This is a genomic window from Streptomyces sp. NPDC054786 (assembly GCF_053611685.1).
Map to the genome: position 1 here is coordinate 1 of NZ_JBSHAW010000051.1, position 15,341 is coordinate 15,341.

9 protein-coding genes and 2 pseudogenes are annotated in these 15,341 nt (G+C 73.3%); 7 read left to right on the forward strand and 4 right to left on the reverse strand.

The features are described 5' to 3' along the window. The first annotated feature begins 948 nt into the window (after positions 1–948). The 4 genes from ACWGI6_RS32860 to ACWGI6_RS32875 all read left to right on the forward strand — a co-directional run bounded on the left by ACWGI6_RS32860 (position 949) and on the right by ACWGI6_RS32875 (position 4,083). Positions 949–1,902: a PAC2 family protein gene (locus tag ACWGI6_RS32860; RefSeq protein ID WP_453270891.1), complete on the forward strand. Its 954-nt coding sequence runs from the start codon at positions 949–951 to the stop codon at positions 1,900–1,902. A gap of 93 nt (positions 1,903–1,995) precedes the next feature. Next, the gene (gene coaE, locus ACWGI6_RS32865) at positions 1,996–2,586 is read left to right on the forward strand and encodes a dephospho-CoA kinase (RefSeq protein WP_453270892.1); all 591 of its coding nucleotides are present in this window, start codon (positions 1,996–1,998) and stop codon (positions 2,584–2,586) included. Between the two features lie 161 nt (positions 2,587–2,747). After that, positions 2,748–3,086, forward strand: a complete 339-nt coding sequence (locus ACWGI6_RS32870; protein ID WP_453270925.1) for a cupin domain-containing protein — start codon at positions 2,748–2,750, stop codon at positions 3,084–3,086. Positions 3,087–3,669: 583 nt separating this feature from the next. After that, on the forward strand, positions 3,670–4,083 hold the full coding sequence (locus ACWGI6_RS32875) for a tetratricopeptide repeat protein (protein ID WP_453270893.1): 414 nt from the start codon (positions 3,670–3,672) through the stop codon (positions 4,081–4,083). Positions 4,084–4,167: 84 nt separating this feature from the next. Here the strand turns inward: ACWGI6_RS32875 and ACWGI6_RS32880 are convergent, their stop codons facing one another. Beyond that, complete coding sequence (locus ACWGI6_RS32880) at positions 4,168–4,482, reverse strand: DUF6343 family protein (protein ID WP_453270894.1); 315 nt, start codon at positions 4,480–4,482, stop codon at positions 4,168–4,170. A 46-nt stretch (positions 4,483–4,528) separates the two neighbouring features. Beyond that, a pseudogene (locus tag ACWGI6_RS32885) lies at positions 4,529–6,097 on the reverse strand (UvrD-helicase domain-containing protein). A 509-nt stretch (positions 6,098–6,606) separates the two neighbouring features. Here ACWGI6_RS32885 and ACWGI6_RS32890 point away from each other — a divergent pair. The 3 genes from ACWGI6_RS32890 to ACWGI6_RS32900 are packed head-to-tail and all read left to right on the forward strand — an operon-like array spanning position 6,607 to position 12,940. Continuing rightward, positions 6,607–9,543 carry a DEAD/DEAH box helicase gene (locus ACWGI6_RS32890; RefSeq protein WP_453270895.1) on the forward strand — a complete coding sequence of 979 codons (2,937 nt, stop codon included), beginning with the start codon at positions 6,607–6,609 and terminating at the stop codon, positions 9,541–9,543. Next, complete coding sequence (locus ACWGI6_RS32895; protein ID WP_453270896.1) at positions 9,540–10,997, forward strand: SWIM zinc finger family protein; 1,458 nt, start codon at positions 9,540–9,542, stop codon at positions 10,995–10,997. The genes ACWGI6_RS32890 and ACWGI6_RS32895 overlap by 4 nt, the downstream gene beginning before the upstream one ends. Continuing rightward, entirely contained in the window at positions 10,994–12,940 is a 1,947-nt protein-coding gene (locus ACWGI6_RS32900; protein ID WP_453270897.1) for a helicase-associated domain-containing protein, read from the forward strand. Before ACWGI6_RS32895 ends, ACWGI6_RS32900 begins: the two co-directional genes overlap by 4 nt. 43 nt (positions 12,941–12,983) lie before the next feature. Here ACWGI6_RS32900 and ACWGI6_RS32905 read toward each other — a convergent pair. Further along, positions 12,984–13,523 (reverse strand): annotated as a pseudogene (locus tag ACWGI6_RS32905) (RNA ligase family protein); the annotation flags it as partial. Between the two features lie 110 nt (positions 13,524–13,633). Continuing rightward, positions 13,634–15,265: an FAD-dependent monooxygenase gene (locus tag ACWGI6_RS32910; protein ID WP_453270898.1), complete on the reverse strand. Its 1,632-nt coding sequence runs from the start codon at positions 15,263–15,265 to the stop codon at positions 13,634–13,636. Positions 15,266–15,341: the final 76 nt, after the last annotated feature.

The window sequence follows — 15,341 nt, forward strand, 5'->3', positions numbered from 1 at the left end:
TTGCGGCGGGAGCGGGTGGCGCCGCTCAGGTCGGACCTGAGTGGCGCCACCGGCTCCGGGAGGCCGTGCCGCAGCCCCCAGCCCGACCCGAGCCACCCCGCATACACCCACCCCTCACCCATACCGCTGCCGTTCTTGGCGAGGTCGTGGATGGAGGAGTTCTTGAGGACGCCGTCTTTGCCGGACTAGCGGAAGCGGCCCGTCCGCCATGTTCAGGTGGTGCGGAGTGAGCGGCGGGCGGAGTGGGAGGGCAGCCGATGTCGACACCGTTCCAGGCCCGTTCCAGGCGTCCTTCGGGACCACCTTCTGGTCATCGGTGAGGGTGCTGTCCTTTCGGTTGTCGGTGAGGGTGACGCCCTTTCGGTCCGATGCGTCCGGTACGAGGTGCCGTTCGGGTACGGGCCGGAGTCGCCGCCCGCGGTGGGCATGGTCTTCGGCGAGCCGGTCCGTGGGGTGCGGGATGAGGGGGCGTCGGCGGCAGCGGCCGTGAAGTTGCCGTTGTACGTGCCGTCGGCGAGCTGAAGCGTGTCGCCCGGCTTGGCGGTGGCGAGTGCGTCTCTGAGTTGGGCGCCGTGGAGACGTCGACTACTTGGGTCGGGGCGGAGTGCGCAAGGCGCAGGGGGGTGATTGGGGAGGTGAACTCGCTGTATGTGCAGGCGAGTTCATGTTGCTGAATGGGTGTGAGGCGAGGGCGTGGGGGAGTTCGGCGTGAGGGGCCGGGGCCGGTCGGGGTGGGATGCGTTCGGCGGGGCCGGCGGGGCTGGGTTCGGTGTCGGGCGGATCGCGACCGGGGAGGGGACCGGGATCGGAGGGGGACCGGGATCGGTGGGAGCGAGGGCCGGCCCGGCACCGGGGCGTGTGCGATGCAGGCGGGGTCATCCGCGTCGTCGGGAATGCCCGCGCCGGGTCGTGCGTTGGCGCTGATGAGAACGAGGAGGAGCAGTCACTGTGTTGGATCCCCAGGGTTTGTACGAATGGGAGCCGAGCGGGCTCGCGGAGGTCGAGGCGATCGCCTCCAGGGACTCCGCCGGACTGGTGCTGCTGTACCACTTCGACGGATACATCGACGCCGGTGAGACCGGCGACCAGATCGTTGAACGGCTGCTGAACGGCCTGCCGAACGAGGTCGTCGCCCGCTTCGACCACGACCGCCTCGTCGACTACCGCGCCCGCCGCCCGCTGCTCACCTTCGAGCGCAGCCGCTGGACCGCCTACGAGACGCCGAGCATCGAACTGCGGCTCGTACGGGACACGACCGATGCGCCGTTCCTGCTGCTGACCGGACCCGAACCGGACGTCGAGTGGGAGCGCTTCGCGCGCGCCGTGAAGGAGATCGTGGAGCGCCTCGGCGTACGCCTCTCGGTGAACTTCCACGGCATCCCCATGGGCGTCCCGCACACCCGCCCCGTGGGCATCACCCCGCACGGCAACCGCACCGACCTGATGCCCGGGCACGGCGGCTTCTTCGATGAGGCACAGGTGCCCGGCAGTGCGGAGGCATTGATCGAATTCCGGCTGGCGGAGGCGGGACACGATGTGCTGGGCGTGGCGGCGCACGTACCGCACTACATCGCCCGGTCCGCGTACCCGGACGCCGCGCTGACGGCGCTGGAAGCCGTGACGGCCGCGACCGGGCTGGTGCTGCCCGGCGCCGCGCATTCGCTGCGTACGGAGGCGCTGCGGACGCAGGAGGAGATCGAGCGGCAGATCTCGGAGGGCGACGAGGAGCTGGTCACGCTGGTCAGTGGACTGGAGCACCAGTACGACGCGGTGGCCGGGGCCGAGAGCCGGGGGAACCTGGTGGCCGAGCCGGTGGAACTGCCGTCGGCCGACGAGATCGGCCGGGAGTTCGAGCGCTTCCTGGCGGAGCGCGAGGGCGACGGCGGCGCGGGCGGGGCCTGAGCCTGGGGGAGGCGGGGCTGGGGGAGGCGGGGCCTGGGGGAGGTCGAGCCTCCTGCGCTCCTGCCGTCCGGGCGCAGCGTATAGCGTGGGGCCATGGTGAAGGTGGGGCTGACCGGCGGAATCGGCGCAGGCAAAAGTGAGGTTTCGCGACTGCTGGCGTCGTACGGCGCGGTGATCGTGGACGCGGACAAGATCGCACGCGAGGTCGTCGAGCCGGGTACGCCCGGACTGGCGGCAGTGGTCGAGGAGTTCGGAAGCGGCGTGCTCGCGCCGGACGGCACATTGGACCGGCCGCAGCTGGGCCGGATCGTGTTCTCCAACCCCGAGAAACTGAAGGCGCTGAACGCCATCGTGCACCCGCTGGTGGGGGCGCGGTCGGCCGAACTCGAGGCATCGGCCGGGCCGGACGCGGTGGTGGTACACGATGTCCCGCTGCTGACGGAGAACGGCCTGGCACCGCTGTACGACCTGGTGGTCGTGGTCGACGCCGCGCCGCAGACCCAGCTGGACCGGTTGGTGCAGCTGCGCGGCATGGCGGAGGACGAGGCCACATCACGGATGGGGGCCCAGGCGACCCGCGAACAGCGGCTGGCCGTCGCGGATCTCGTCATTGACAACGACGGACCGCTGGACGCGTTGGAACCCCAGGTCCGCGCCGTATGGGAGCGGCTGCGGAGCGCCTGAGGCCGGACGGTACCCTCGCCGCCATGACTGCTGCTTCCGACCTTGATGCCAAGAACTCCGCTACCGGGCCCGCCACCACGACAGAGCCCGGCTCCGGCCCCGGCTCGGTTTCCGAGCCCGCCACGGTACCCGCTGCCGGCGACTCGGCGCCCGCATCGTTCGTGGTCAATATCCCCGGCATCGCGGATGCCGATCTGGAGCCGGAACCGCTGGACCCTTCTCAGATCGTCGCCGGCGAGCCGGCGGTGACGGGCAAGGTGCTGTGGGAGTCCCCCGACGGGCGGCAGATCCGGGGTATCTGGCAGATCACGCCGGGTGTGGTGACGGACACCGAGGCCAATGAGCTGTTCGTGGTCGTCAGCGGGTGCGCCACCATCGAGGTCGAGGGCGGCTCGGTGCTGGAGGTGGGGCCCGGCGACGCCTGCGTCCTGCGCGAGGGCGACCGCACGCAGTGGACCGTGCACGAGACGTTGCGCAAGGCGTACCACATCAGCCTGTAAAGGCGCACCGCATCAGGCGGTAGGGGAAGCGGACCGGCAGTGAGAGGTCGGCGGCGGGGACTGGGGGCAGCGGAACCGGCGGCGAGGGCGAGTGCGGCGGGGGCGGTTGGCTTCTGCGGATCGGCGGATCGGCGGATCTGCGGATCTGGGGTCAGGGGGTGGGGAGTTGGGGCTGGGCTGTTGCCCCCAGCCCCCGGCCCCCGGCCCCCGCCCCCCCACCCACCTCCTCCTCCGCTCTCACCTCCGCCGGTCATCGCTGTGGTCCCATACCTCGCGTCTCTCCCCGCCGGGTCCCTCACCGCGCGCCCTGCCCCGCCAGGCTCCTCACCTTGCCCTCCCCCCACCGGGCTTACCCCGCGCCTCCCCTCGCCGGGCCCCGCCGCCTCGCCTCCCGCTGGGTGTGTCCCGCGCACCATCCGTGCTCCCTCCGCCTCAGCTGGTTGTGCCCTCAATAGAGGTCGAGGGAGCCGGTTGAGGCCATGCCGGCCGGGGAATGCCGCGACCGATGGGATTGTTGTGCCGCAGGTAACGCCGTACGGTCCGTGGCTGATGTGTGTCCCGACGGCGACGGAGAGGAGCAGTCGTGCCCGAGAGCAGCCCTGAGACGCATGTCATCGACTTCCGCGCCGCGGAGCAGCTGTTGGCGGCCCGTGACCCACGCGGTGCGATCCAGCTGCTGGACTCGGTCATCACCGCGCACCCCGAGAACACCGCGGCCCGACTGCTGCGCGCCCGCGCCTTCTTTCTCGCCGCTCAACTGCGGCCTGCGGAGCTTGAGTTCCAGATCGTGTTGGAACGCGAGCCGGACAACGCCTTTGCGCACTTCGCGCTCGGTCGCACCCTGGAGCGTGCCGGCCGCGGCGAGGAGGCGTTGCGCCACTTCCGACTGGCAGCGGCCCTTGAACCGCGCCCGGAGTTCATCGAAGCCGCCCGCTTTGCACCCGGCACGGGCAACGGTGATCGCAACCCCGACCAACGGGGCGACGGTCCCGAGTAGCCGCGCCTTTCGCGCCGATCGCGCCCACCGCGGCGCCCCGTCCTGTCGCCGGACGCGTTACGCCGTGCCTTCGCGCCCCAGTACTTACGGTCTGGTGTTCCGCCTCCGGCCGGAGCCGTTGCGTATGCCGAACGCGTCGTTCCGGCCCCGGTCAGGGGCGTAGGGCGGTATGTCCTTGCCCGGCTGGTAGTGCGGTCCCTGGCGGATATGGCGGATCACCATGACCAGATCCGTGGCCGCCACCATCGCCAGTGCGGCACACGCCGCCGCCCATTCCGGCCGCCCGGCATAGACGAAGGCCACGGCTCCGGCGATCGCCCACAGCATCCCCCACAGCGCCAGTCCGCAGCGGATTTTCAGCGGGCTGCGTGCCTGAAGAGGTTCATTTCCCGTACGCATCGGCACCCATCTCCCACCTCCAGGATCCTCCCGATCGGCGAGCCAGTCACCTGTCCCCGGCACCTCTTTCCTTGGTTTGTACTGTCCTTTGCGCTTGCTGTTCTGCGGCTCTCCCTTCGGTGGGGTGCGGGTCGGGGCGAGGGTCGCCGGCGGGGTGGGTGTTGATCCAGGACAGTCCGCCGATGTCGAGGAGTGATCGGGCGCGGGTCACGGCGACATAGGCCAGGCGCGCCTCGTCGATGTCGACCGGGCCGGGCAGCGGGGTTCCGTCCTCGCCGGGCTCGTCGAGGTCATCGGGACCCGTGAAATCGTCCGCGATGCGCACGCTCGCCCACTCCCGGCCCTTGGCCCGGTGAACCGTGGACACCGTCACGTCGGCGGAGTCCTCGGGTGAGAGCTGATCCAGGGCGTGCAGTAACGCCTCCGTACCGTGCTCGTCGACAAGCTCCACCAGGGGCAGCAGGTCCCTTCCGGACGGGTCGAACTCCGCGTACTCGCGCAGTTCGGCCGAGCTCTCGAAGAGCATCAGCTCGGGGTGGACGGTGCGGCGCCCGGCCGCGAGGTCGTGCGCGGCGCGTGCGAGAGCACTGAGTGCCTCGCCGCCGCCCGCGAGGGCGACGCGGCGGCCCGCCTCCAGCTGCCGTATCACCTCCACCATCGCTCCCACATTCGTCCGGCACAGGATCGCCTCCGGCGCGCCGATCGCACGTAACTCCGTCTCCAGGCCGGGTGATCCGGTGAGCCGGATCGGGGCGCCGACGATGGTGAGCCAGCGATTGGCCTCGGCCGCAAGTGCCGGGCCGAAGCGAAACGAGCGGGAGAGGCTGAGCTGTCTGCCGTCGAATCCGGTCATGACGTCGCGTGCGCCGCGCCAGCCGTAGATGGCCTGAGCAGAGTCTCCGACCAGCACCAGTTGTGCGTGGCCGCGCTGTGCTGTGAAGACCTGCTCGACCACGGGGTTGGTGTCCTGTGCCTCGTCCAGGAGCAGGAAATCCGCGGGGATGACGGGCCCGCGCAGCGCCTACATCTTGAGGTAGTGGTCGTGCTCGAAGCGGACGACGCCGCGGTCCGGATGCTGCAGGTCGGCCCAGGCCTTGCGCGCGTAGGGCAGGACGAGATCGGCGAGTTGTGCGTGCAGCGGGGCGGATTCGGCTCCGCGCAGGGGCGGGACGTGGTGCGGCGCGATCTCTGTGTCGGCCGACTGGCAGAAGCGGGCGACGGTGCGCAGGACCGTGTACGAGAGTGCCTTCTGGGTCACCTTGCGTGTGCCGATGCGGACGGTCATGTCCTCGTCGATGCCCAGGGCGGCGCCCGTGCGCCATCCTGCTTGCCGAGGGGCGTTCATGCGCGCCTGGTAGCGCCTTCCCACGGCGGTGAAGGCGAGGGCATGGGCGGTCCCGCAGGCCACTTCGGTGGGGAACGTCCGCGCGGCATGGCGCGCGACCGCTCGGTTGAAGGCGATATACCGACCTGATCGGCCCTGCCGCCGCGCGGTGCGGGCGAGCATCGCGAGAGTCGTCGTCTTGCCGGTCCCTGCGCCGGCCTGGATCACCAGATGCGAACCGGTCGGAAAGGCCTCCGCCGCGGCGGATTGTTCGGGCGTGGGGATGTGCATGATGTGCTCCTCATCGACGTCGAATGATTACCGAGGGTGATGACGTCACTCACCGTAGCGGATCTCGAGCTGAGGGCGAGAGGGATTCCTGCGGCCTGTGGATAACCCCGGCCGGTGCGCGAAAAGGCCTGGTCGGGACGCATTGTCAGTGCTGTCTGCTTCCATCGGAATCGCATGGCCGGGCGCCGTGGCGGAGCCGGGGTCGGCAGACAGTGCCGTTTCCTGCTCGCCTGTTCGCTTCCTGCGTCACGCGGGTGAGGGGCGCGCACGGTCGAGAGGCGCCGGTTCGGTCGTCAGGCGCGGCCGGTGCTTCATCGCCCGGCGCCCGGAGGGAGGTGCGAACGCTGGGGAGGGACGCCGGAGACGTGGTGCGGACGACCGTAGACTCGCAGGTCGGGGGCGCCGGATCAGGCCGGGCGCGGCAGACGCTGCGGTCGCCGCGGCCGGGGCGGAACGACCGCGCGGCGAACGGCCGAGCAGCAGCGAACGACCAAGAAGTAAGGGATGGGATGACGAGGCGGTGGGAGACGGCGGGGGAGCCCCGGCCGTTGCACGACCCGCCCACGGACGGGTCCGGGGGCGCGGGGGAGGGCGGCGGAGTCGGTGCTGCGTCGGCTCGCTGCGCCGCGGTCTTCCTGCCCGCCCAGCCGCCGCGCGCCGGGAAGATCGCGCTGTGGCGGCCCGATGGCGGCCCGCTCCCGGACGTCGGAAGCGGGGAAGGAGACGAGGCGGTGCCGGGCGGCGAGGGGGCCGCCGAGCCGGGCCGGCTCACCCTCGCCCGCCGCCATGGGAACGGTGCCCGCAGCCGTACGGTCCCCGCTGTGCTGCTTCCGCTGGCCGAGGCCGTCCCGCTGCTGGTCCGTGCGCGGCACGACCCGGCCGCCCACCCGGCCGCCGCCTGCTGGGGCGCGGCCACCCTGCATGCGCTGCATCTCGCCGCCCGCGGCAGGCTGCTCCCCGGGCTGACCGCCGAGGACACCGACGCCTGGCGCGCCGGGCCGCTCGACCCCGACGACATCGCGCATCTCCGGGCCATCGCCGCCGCCATGCCCGCCGATGCCTACGCCGTGCCGATCGCCGGCAGCCGCCCGCTCCAGGTGCACGACCCGGCGGCCCTGGTACGGCTCTACGTGGATGCGGTCGCCGATGCGCTGCCGCGCACCCCCGCCGCCGCGCTGGTGGCCGGTGCCCCGTTCGCCGCGAGTGCGCCTCAACACCTTCCCGGCGCCCGGGAATGGGCCGCCGAGGTCGCGGCCGGAGTCGACGCCGGGGTGCGGCTCTCCCTGCGTCTCGATCTCGCCCCGCACAAGCTCTTCGACACGAGTGAGGAGGGCGGGAGGGGCGGTGCGGAAGAGCGCAGTGCGGCGGCCGCCGTCCTTCAGGTGCACAGCCTCACCGACCCCACCCTGGTCGCCGACGCCCGCGGACTGTGGGAGGGCGAAGGCCCCGACCATTTCGGGCCGCGCTCCCGTGTCGACACCCTCCTCGCACTGCGCCGCGCCGCCCGTATCTGGGCCCCGCTCACCCGCCTCCTGGAACAGCCGGTTCCCGACGTACTGGCGCTCAGCGAGGACGAGTTGTACGACCTGCTGGGGGAAGCCGCGCCACGCCTGGGCGCCGCGGGAGTGACCGTCCACTGGCCCAAGGAACTGGCCCGCGGCCTGACCGCTGCGGCGGTGCTGCGCCCGGCACCGGGCTCGGCCGCGGACGGCTTCGGTTTCTTCGACACCCGTGAACTGCTGCACTTCCGCTGGCAGGTGGCAATGGACGGAGTGCCGCTGAGCGAGGCGGAAATGGACGCCCTCGCCGAGGCACATCGCCCCGTCGTCCGGCTGCGTGACCAGTGGGTCCTGGTCGACCCCGGGCTCGTCCGCAAGGCCAGGAAACGCGAACTGGGCTACCTGGAGCCGGCGGACGCCCTCGCCGCGACGCTCAACGGCACCGCGGAGGTGGAGGGCGAGGAGGTCGAGGTGGTGCCCCAGGGCGCCCTCGCCGCACTGCGCGGTGCTCTCACCGCCGATCCGCGGCCCCTGCCCCAGCCGCCAGGATTGCGGGCCACCCTCCGTGACTACCAACTACGGGGCATGGCCTGGCTCGACACCATGACCTCCCTCGGCCTCGGCGGCTGCCTCGCCGACGACATGGGCCTGGGCAAGACCATCACCGTCATCGCGCTCCATCTGCACCGGCAGCCCGCCGCACCGGTCCTCGTCGTCTGCCCGGCCTCGCTCCTCGGCAACTGGCAGCGCGAGATCGAGCGTTTCGCCCCCGGCACTCCCGTACGCCGCTTCCACGGCGCAGGCCGCAGCCTCGACGGCCTGGAGGGCGGCTTCGTGCTGACGACGTACGGGACGATGCGCAGCAGCGCCACGCAGCTGGCCGGGCACCCGTGGGCCTGGATCGTCGCCGATGAGGCCCAGCATGTGAAGAATCCGCGCTCGTCGACGGCCAAGGCGCTGCGCAGCATCAAAGCCCCTGCCCGGATCGCCCTCACCGGCACGCCCGTGGAGAACAACCTCTCCGAGTTGTGGGCGCTCCTCGACTGGACGACCCCCGGGCTCCTCGGCTCCCTCAAGACGTTCCGTGCGCTGCACGCCCGTGAGGTCGAGGGCGGCGAGGATCCGCGGGCGGCCGAGCGGCTGGCCAGGCTGGTGCGCCCGTTCATCCTGCGCCGTAAGAAGTCCGACCCCGGCATCGCCCCCGAACTGCCGCCCAAGACCGAGACGGACCACCCGGTGGCGCTGGGGCGCGAACAGGCCGCGCTGTACCAGGCCGTCGTCCGCGAGACCCTCTCCCGGATCGAGACCGCCGAGGGCATCGCGCGCCGTGGCCTGGTCATGAAGCTGCTCACCGCCCTCAAGCAGATCTGCAACCACCCCGCGCAGTACCTCAAGGAGGCCGCGCCCGGACTCGCCGCCCGCTCCGGGAAGCTCGAACTCCTCGACGAACTCCTGGACACCATCCTCGCCGAGGGCGGCGCCACCTTGCTCTTCACCCAGTACGTCGGCATGGCACGGCTGCTCGAACGCCATCTGACCCACCGGGGCATCCCGGTACAGCTCCTGCATGGCGGCACCCCCGTCGACGAACGGGAGAAGATGGTCGACCGCTTCCAGTCGGGCCACGCCCCGGTCTTCCTGCTGTCCCTGAAGGCGGCGGGCACCGGCCTGAACCTGACCCGCGCGGGACACGTGATCCACTACGACCGCTGGTGGAATCCGGCGGTCGAGGAGCAAGCCACCGACCGTGCGTACCGCATCGGCCAGACCCAGCCCGTCCAGGTCCACCGGCTGATCGCCGAGGGCACGGTCGAGGACAACATCGCCCAACTCCTCGGCGCCAAAAGGGCACTCGCCGACGCGGTGCTCTCCGGCGGCGAGAGCGCGCTCACCGAACTGTCCGATGCCGAACTGGCCGACCTCGTCTCCCTCAGGAGGCCCGGATGACCCCCCGCCCCGCCTCCGGGCGCGCCGCCGCCGCGGACCGGCTGGCCCGCGCGGACCGCTCGCGCACCTTCCCGCCCCTGCCGGCCAGGACCGGAGCCCGCGGGCTGTTCGCCGAATCCTGGTGGGGCAGCGCCTGGCTGGACGCGCTGGAGAGCACGGCCCTCGACGGCGCCCGGCTCGCCCGCGGCCGGACCTACGCCCGCGACGGTCATGTTGACACCATCAACGTCACGCCGGGCCGCATCGTCGCCACCGTACGCGGCACCAGACCCCGCCCCTACAGCGCGGAAATCCGCCTCAGGACCCTCACCGACCAGGAGTGGGACGGACTCCTGGACGCCATCGCCGCGGAGCCCGGCCAGCTCACCGCCCTGCTGGCCAAGAAGCTGCCCCGAGCCCTGTCCGAGGGCGAGGTGCGCCTCCTCCCGGGGCCGGGCGACCTCGTCACCCGATGCTCCTGCCCCGACGACGGAAGGCCCTGCAAGCACGCCGCCGCGCTCTGCTTCCAGGCCGCCCGCCTCCTGGACGCGGACCCGTTCGTCCTGCTGCTGATGCGGGGCCGCGGCGAACGCGAACTCCTCGACGAACTCTCCCGCCGCAACACCGTCCTCACCGCCCGCGAGGCTCGCGCCCACACCCCCGCCACCACCCGGCCGCCCCCGCACCGCCGCGGGCCCGCGGCCGGCGGAGGGACGCCCTTTGACGTCACCGCACCAAGCTCCGCGGCGGCCGCCGGCGTCGCCCCCGGGGAGCCTGCGGCACCGGACACGCCGTCACCCCGTGGTGTCCTCGCCAGGGCGGCGCTCGCCGACCACCCCCGCCCGCCGCTCCCACCTCCGCTGCCGGCCCCACCCCGGCCCGCCCACCCGCCGGCCCTGCCGGACGGTGACCACCTCCCCTTCGACCCCGCGGCACTCGAATTCCTGGCGGCCGACGCCGCTTCCCGCGCCCACGCCTGCGTATCCGCCGCCGGATCCCCGGGCCCCGGCGGCGGGCGGCCGCCCGTCCACAGCCCCTTCCCGGCGCTGCCCGTATGGGAGGACGCCATCCGCCTGGCGGCCACCGCCCATCCCACCGCCGGCCTGACCTCCGCCACCCGGGCCCTCTACCGCGACCTCGCCGCGGCGACCGGCCGTACGACCACCGACGTGGCCCGCTCCGTCGCCGCCTGGCGGCAGGGCGGACCCGAAGGCCTCTCCCTCCTCGACGCCACCTGGAACCCCCCGGCCGGAGACTTCGACCGGGCCCGCAGCGCCCTCCTCGCCGCGGACCTCCCGGCCCTGCGCCCGCGCCACAACCACCTCACCGACGCGGACCGCGGCATCCAGCTCCGCTTCGGCCACGACAACCGCTGGTATCCGTACGAATCCGAGCCCGGTACCGAGGACTGGTGGCCCGCCGGGCCCGCGGACCCCGACCCCGTGGGCGCCCTCACCGCCCTGCTCGCGCGATGACTAACCTCGACGCCGTGGAAGGTCTCGACGCAGTCACCCGATCCCTCGCCCGGCGCACCCCCGAGCAGCTCGCCGCGCTCCTCACCCGCCATGCCGAACCGCTCGCCCGCCGGCCCGCCCCCACCGGACTGCGCGGTCTGGCCCATGCGTTGTGGTCCTACGAGACCCTCCACCACCTGGTGCTGCATCTCGACCACCCCCGGCTCCAGGTGCTCGGCGCCACCGCCCGCATCAGCCAGGAGCGCGCCGGGCGTGAGGCACCAGGCCCCGCCGCCCCCGCCCCGGGCGCCGACTACCAGTCCCTGATGGCGCACCGGCTGTCCTTCGCGCATCTGGCCACCGAACCCGTCCCGCCCGAGGACGTATTCGCCGCCCTCGGGGTCACCTCGCCCGGCCGGCAGCGCACCGCCGCCGAAACCGCACTGCGCCACCTCTACGACGACGGGCTCGCCGCGCCGACCGAGGACGGCACGGTCGTCGTGCCGCCGCGCGCCCCGCAACTCCTGGCCGCCCACGACCTCGGCCCGTTCCTCGCGGACGCCCCACGGCTCGCCGAGGACGACACCGCCGTCCCCGCGACGCCCGCCGCAGCCGTCCCCCCGACCTCGCCGCACGACGAATCCCGGGCCGCCGCGGCGACCCTCGCCGCCACCGTCGACCGCCTGCTGGCCGCCCTGGCGACGCAGCCCGCCGCGCTGCGCAAGTCGGGCGGGCTGGCCGTACGGGAGATCAAACGGCTGGCCAGGGCGGCCGGCGCCACCGAATCGCAGACCCGCCTCCTCCTCGACCTCACGCTCGCAGCCGACCTGATCGCGCTGACCCGCAGCCCGTCCGGCATCACCGCGCTGCCCACCGGCGCCTACGACGACTGGCTCGCCCGCCCGCCCGGCGCACGCCTCGCCCCCCTCCTGGCCGCCTGGTCAGGGCTGTGGGACATCCCCACCCACACCACGTTCGGCGAGACCCCGACCGCACTGGTCCGCGGCCACGACCGGCACGCACCCGCCCTCCGGCACGCGCTCCTCGCCGCCCTGGCCACCGTCCCCCTCGGCGCCGGAGCACCCCTTCCGCCGCTGCCGTTCACCAATTCACCGGAGGAGGCGGGTGCCTGCCCTTGGTGGGAGGACCTCCTCCGGGCAGCGGACTGGCACCGCCCGCTCGCCGTCACTCGGCAGCCGATGGCCGGGGAACGCGCCGCCCACACCCTCCACGAGGCCGCCTACCTGGGGCTGGTCGCCCATGGCACCCTCACCCCTCTCGGCCGGGCGCTGCTCGCCGACCCGCGCTCCCTCGACGAGCCGCTCGCCGAGCTGCTCCCGCCGCTCCTCGAACAGGCCCATTTCCAGGCCGACCTGACCGCCGTCGTGCCCGGCCGCCCCGCCGCCGCACTCGCCGGACTGCTCGCCGCCGCGGCCGACCGGGAATCCGAGGGCCACGCCGTGACCTGGCGCTTCACGCCGCACTCCGTACGCCGTGCGCTGGCTGCCGGACACAGCGCCGAAACCCTCCTGGAGGACCTCGCCCGCGCCTCGGCGACCGGCACCCTGCCGCAGCCGCTCGGCTACCTCGTCCAGGACGCCGCCCGCTCCCATGGCCGGATGCGCGTCCTGCCCGCCGCCTGCTGCATCCGCTCCGACGACGAAGCCCTCGTCGAAGAGCTTGCCGCCCACCGTGCACTGCGCGACCTCGGGCTGCGTGCCATCGCCCCGACCGTCCTGGTCAGCAGTCGCCCCCCGACCGCCACCCTGGACGCGCTGCGCGCCGCGGGATACGCGCCGGCCCTGGAATCCGACACCGGCACCACGACCGTCGAACGCCTCCCCGCGCACCGCACCAAGGCCCCCACGCCTCCCCGCGACCCCCACGCACCGCTCGCCCTCGCCCACCGCCTCCTGGGGCTCCGGGCGGAACCCCGGGAGGCCACAACGGCCGGTGACACATGACCCGTTGCCGTCCCCGTACAGCAGTGAGCAGTGCGGGGACGGGCTACTCGTACTCCGTGCCGCCCTTGCGCGTCAGATAGGCGCCGCTGACCGCCTTCGCGATGGCCCGCCCGCCCAGCTCCGCGCTGAAGCGATCCCGGAGCGGACGGACGACCACACCCTCCCTGAGGTGCACCGCACGTCCCGACAGCGTCTCGCGGCCCTCGGCCAGCTCCATCACCAGCCGTGCGTCATACGGGCCGCTGTACAGCGTCGGCACCACCGGAAGCCGGCCGAGCACCCTCGTCAGCTCCTCCGGATCCAGCCACCGCAGCTGTCCGTCACTTTCCACCGCGACATCGAATACTGCGTACGCCGCATCCCCGCGCCGGCTGTCCGCGCCATAGCCCAGATCCTGGACGCCGTCGCCGTACACCATGCCGTACACACCGACCCGCGACGCCCCCAGCTCCCCGGCGATCCCCGCCGCGACCCGCGGCACGTCATGGCCGCGCACCGCCCGCCAGTACAGGTTCTTCGGATCCTCGACCAGCGCGAGCCGCTGCGCTCCGAGCCCCTTGGACGTCACCTGGACACCCTCGTCCGGCACGCGCAGGACCGACGGTGGGCCCCTCCTTCACCACAGGAGCGTGGTCGGTGGCGCCGGGCAGGGATCCGGCGCCACCGAGGACAGCGCGGACGGCCCGCATGTCCTCAGCCGTCGGCCGGTTTCCGTCTGCCCGCCCCGCCGATACGGCGCAGTGCCGTCGGCCCGAAGCCGAGGCGCGGGAGGCGTCTGGGGGTGGGTTCGGAGCCGGGGCGGTGGGACGGGGCCGAGGGCTGTCCCGGAGCGGGCGGCACGGCCGAGAGCGTGGCGGCAGGCGTCGCCGGGAGGGCGGAGGCGGCACCGGCCGCTGCCGGACGCGGAGCGGTGGACGACGCGGGGCCTGCCGTCGCCGGCAAAGGGACCGCGGCAGCCTTCGGCGCGGCCGGGCCGCCCGGTGCACCGCAGGCCGCCGGGCCGGGTGCCGTACCCCGGAGCAGGCCGAGTGCGGCAGCGGGGCGCAGGACCGGGGCCGTCGGAGTGGAGGGCGTGACGACGTCGAGGTAGGCGCGGCCGACGGCGGGCCGGCCGGCGGTGGGGGAGTGGAGGACCGCGCCGGTGGCCAGGGACCACGGCGCCCGGACGAGGCGTCCGAAGGCGCGCTGCACCTTCCGGGCGAGGGCCGGTTCGTCCATCCCGTGCCGGCGCAGCGCCCCGCGCAGCGCGGCGGCACCATGGGCGGCGAGGGACAGGCCCTGCCCGCAGTCGGGGGCGAGCGCGACCACGGCGCCGCCGAGGGCGATAAATCCCGTGGGCCAGGACGGCAGCTGTTCATAGCGGCGGCGCCGGCTGGTCGTGTCGCGGGACAGCCGCACCTCGCTCAGCGGCTCGGCGTCGGCGATGAGGTCACCGATGACGGCGCTGCCCGTGCGGCGGGCGAACGGCGCGAACCGGCCCGCGTGTTCGGAGGGCCGGTCGTCCCCGGTACCGGTGAGCGTGACCAGCCAGCGCCCGCCCTCGATCGGGATCAGCGTCGCCGTCCTTCCGGGAACCGGGCGCCGCGCTGCGACAGGACCGGGGACCGGGCCGGCGGGCGCCGAACGGGTCGTGAGCACCGGGCAGTTCTCCATGCCGTCAGGGGCACGGAAGATACGGGTCGCCGAGACGATTCCGGAGTCCGAGAGGTCTTCGCGTGCGATGGGCAGCCCCAGCGCGGCCAGCCGGTCCTGGGTGGTGGAGTGGCGGCCGGTGGCATCGACGACGAGGTCGGCATCCAGACGGTACGTGGCGCCGGTGGTGGTGTCCCGGACGCGCACCCCGGTGATGTGTTCCGCGGTGCCGGTGAGTTCGGCCGCCTCGGTTCCGTCGAGGACGGTCACCCCGGGGAGGGCCCGCACCTGGTGGCGGATGACCCGGTCGAGCAGATCGCGGGAACAGGCGATCAGATACTCCGAGCGTGCCCGCCGGCCTAACCAGCCCTTCGGGGACCGGCCGGCGAACCCCGCCGGCTTCGGCACCCTGCGGGCGCCCTCGGCCAGCCAGCGTTCGACACTGCCGGGCAGCAGGGCATCGACCAGCCGGGCGCCGTCGCCCGTCAGCAGATGGGCGTGCCGGGCCTGCGGGAGGTCCGTGGGGAGGGCGGGGGTCCGCGGCAGCCGCTCCCGCTCGACGACGACGACGTCGGCGTGTTCGGACAGCGTCGCGGCGGCGAGCATGCCCGTGAAACCGCCGCCGAGCACCACGGCGAGGTAAGGGTGGTTGAACTGGAGCCCGTTGCTGCTCGTCGTGCTCGACCCGTTCATGGGCAGTCCCTTTCTCGGCGGCGGAGCACGGATCCCCGGCGGGTGCGGGACACGTCCAGAAAGGGCGGTGCCGCAT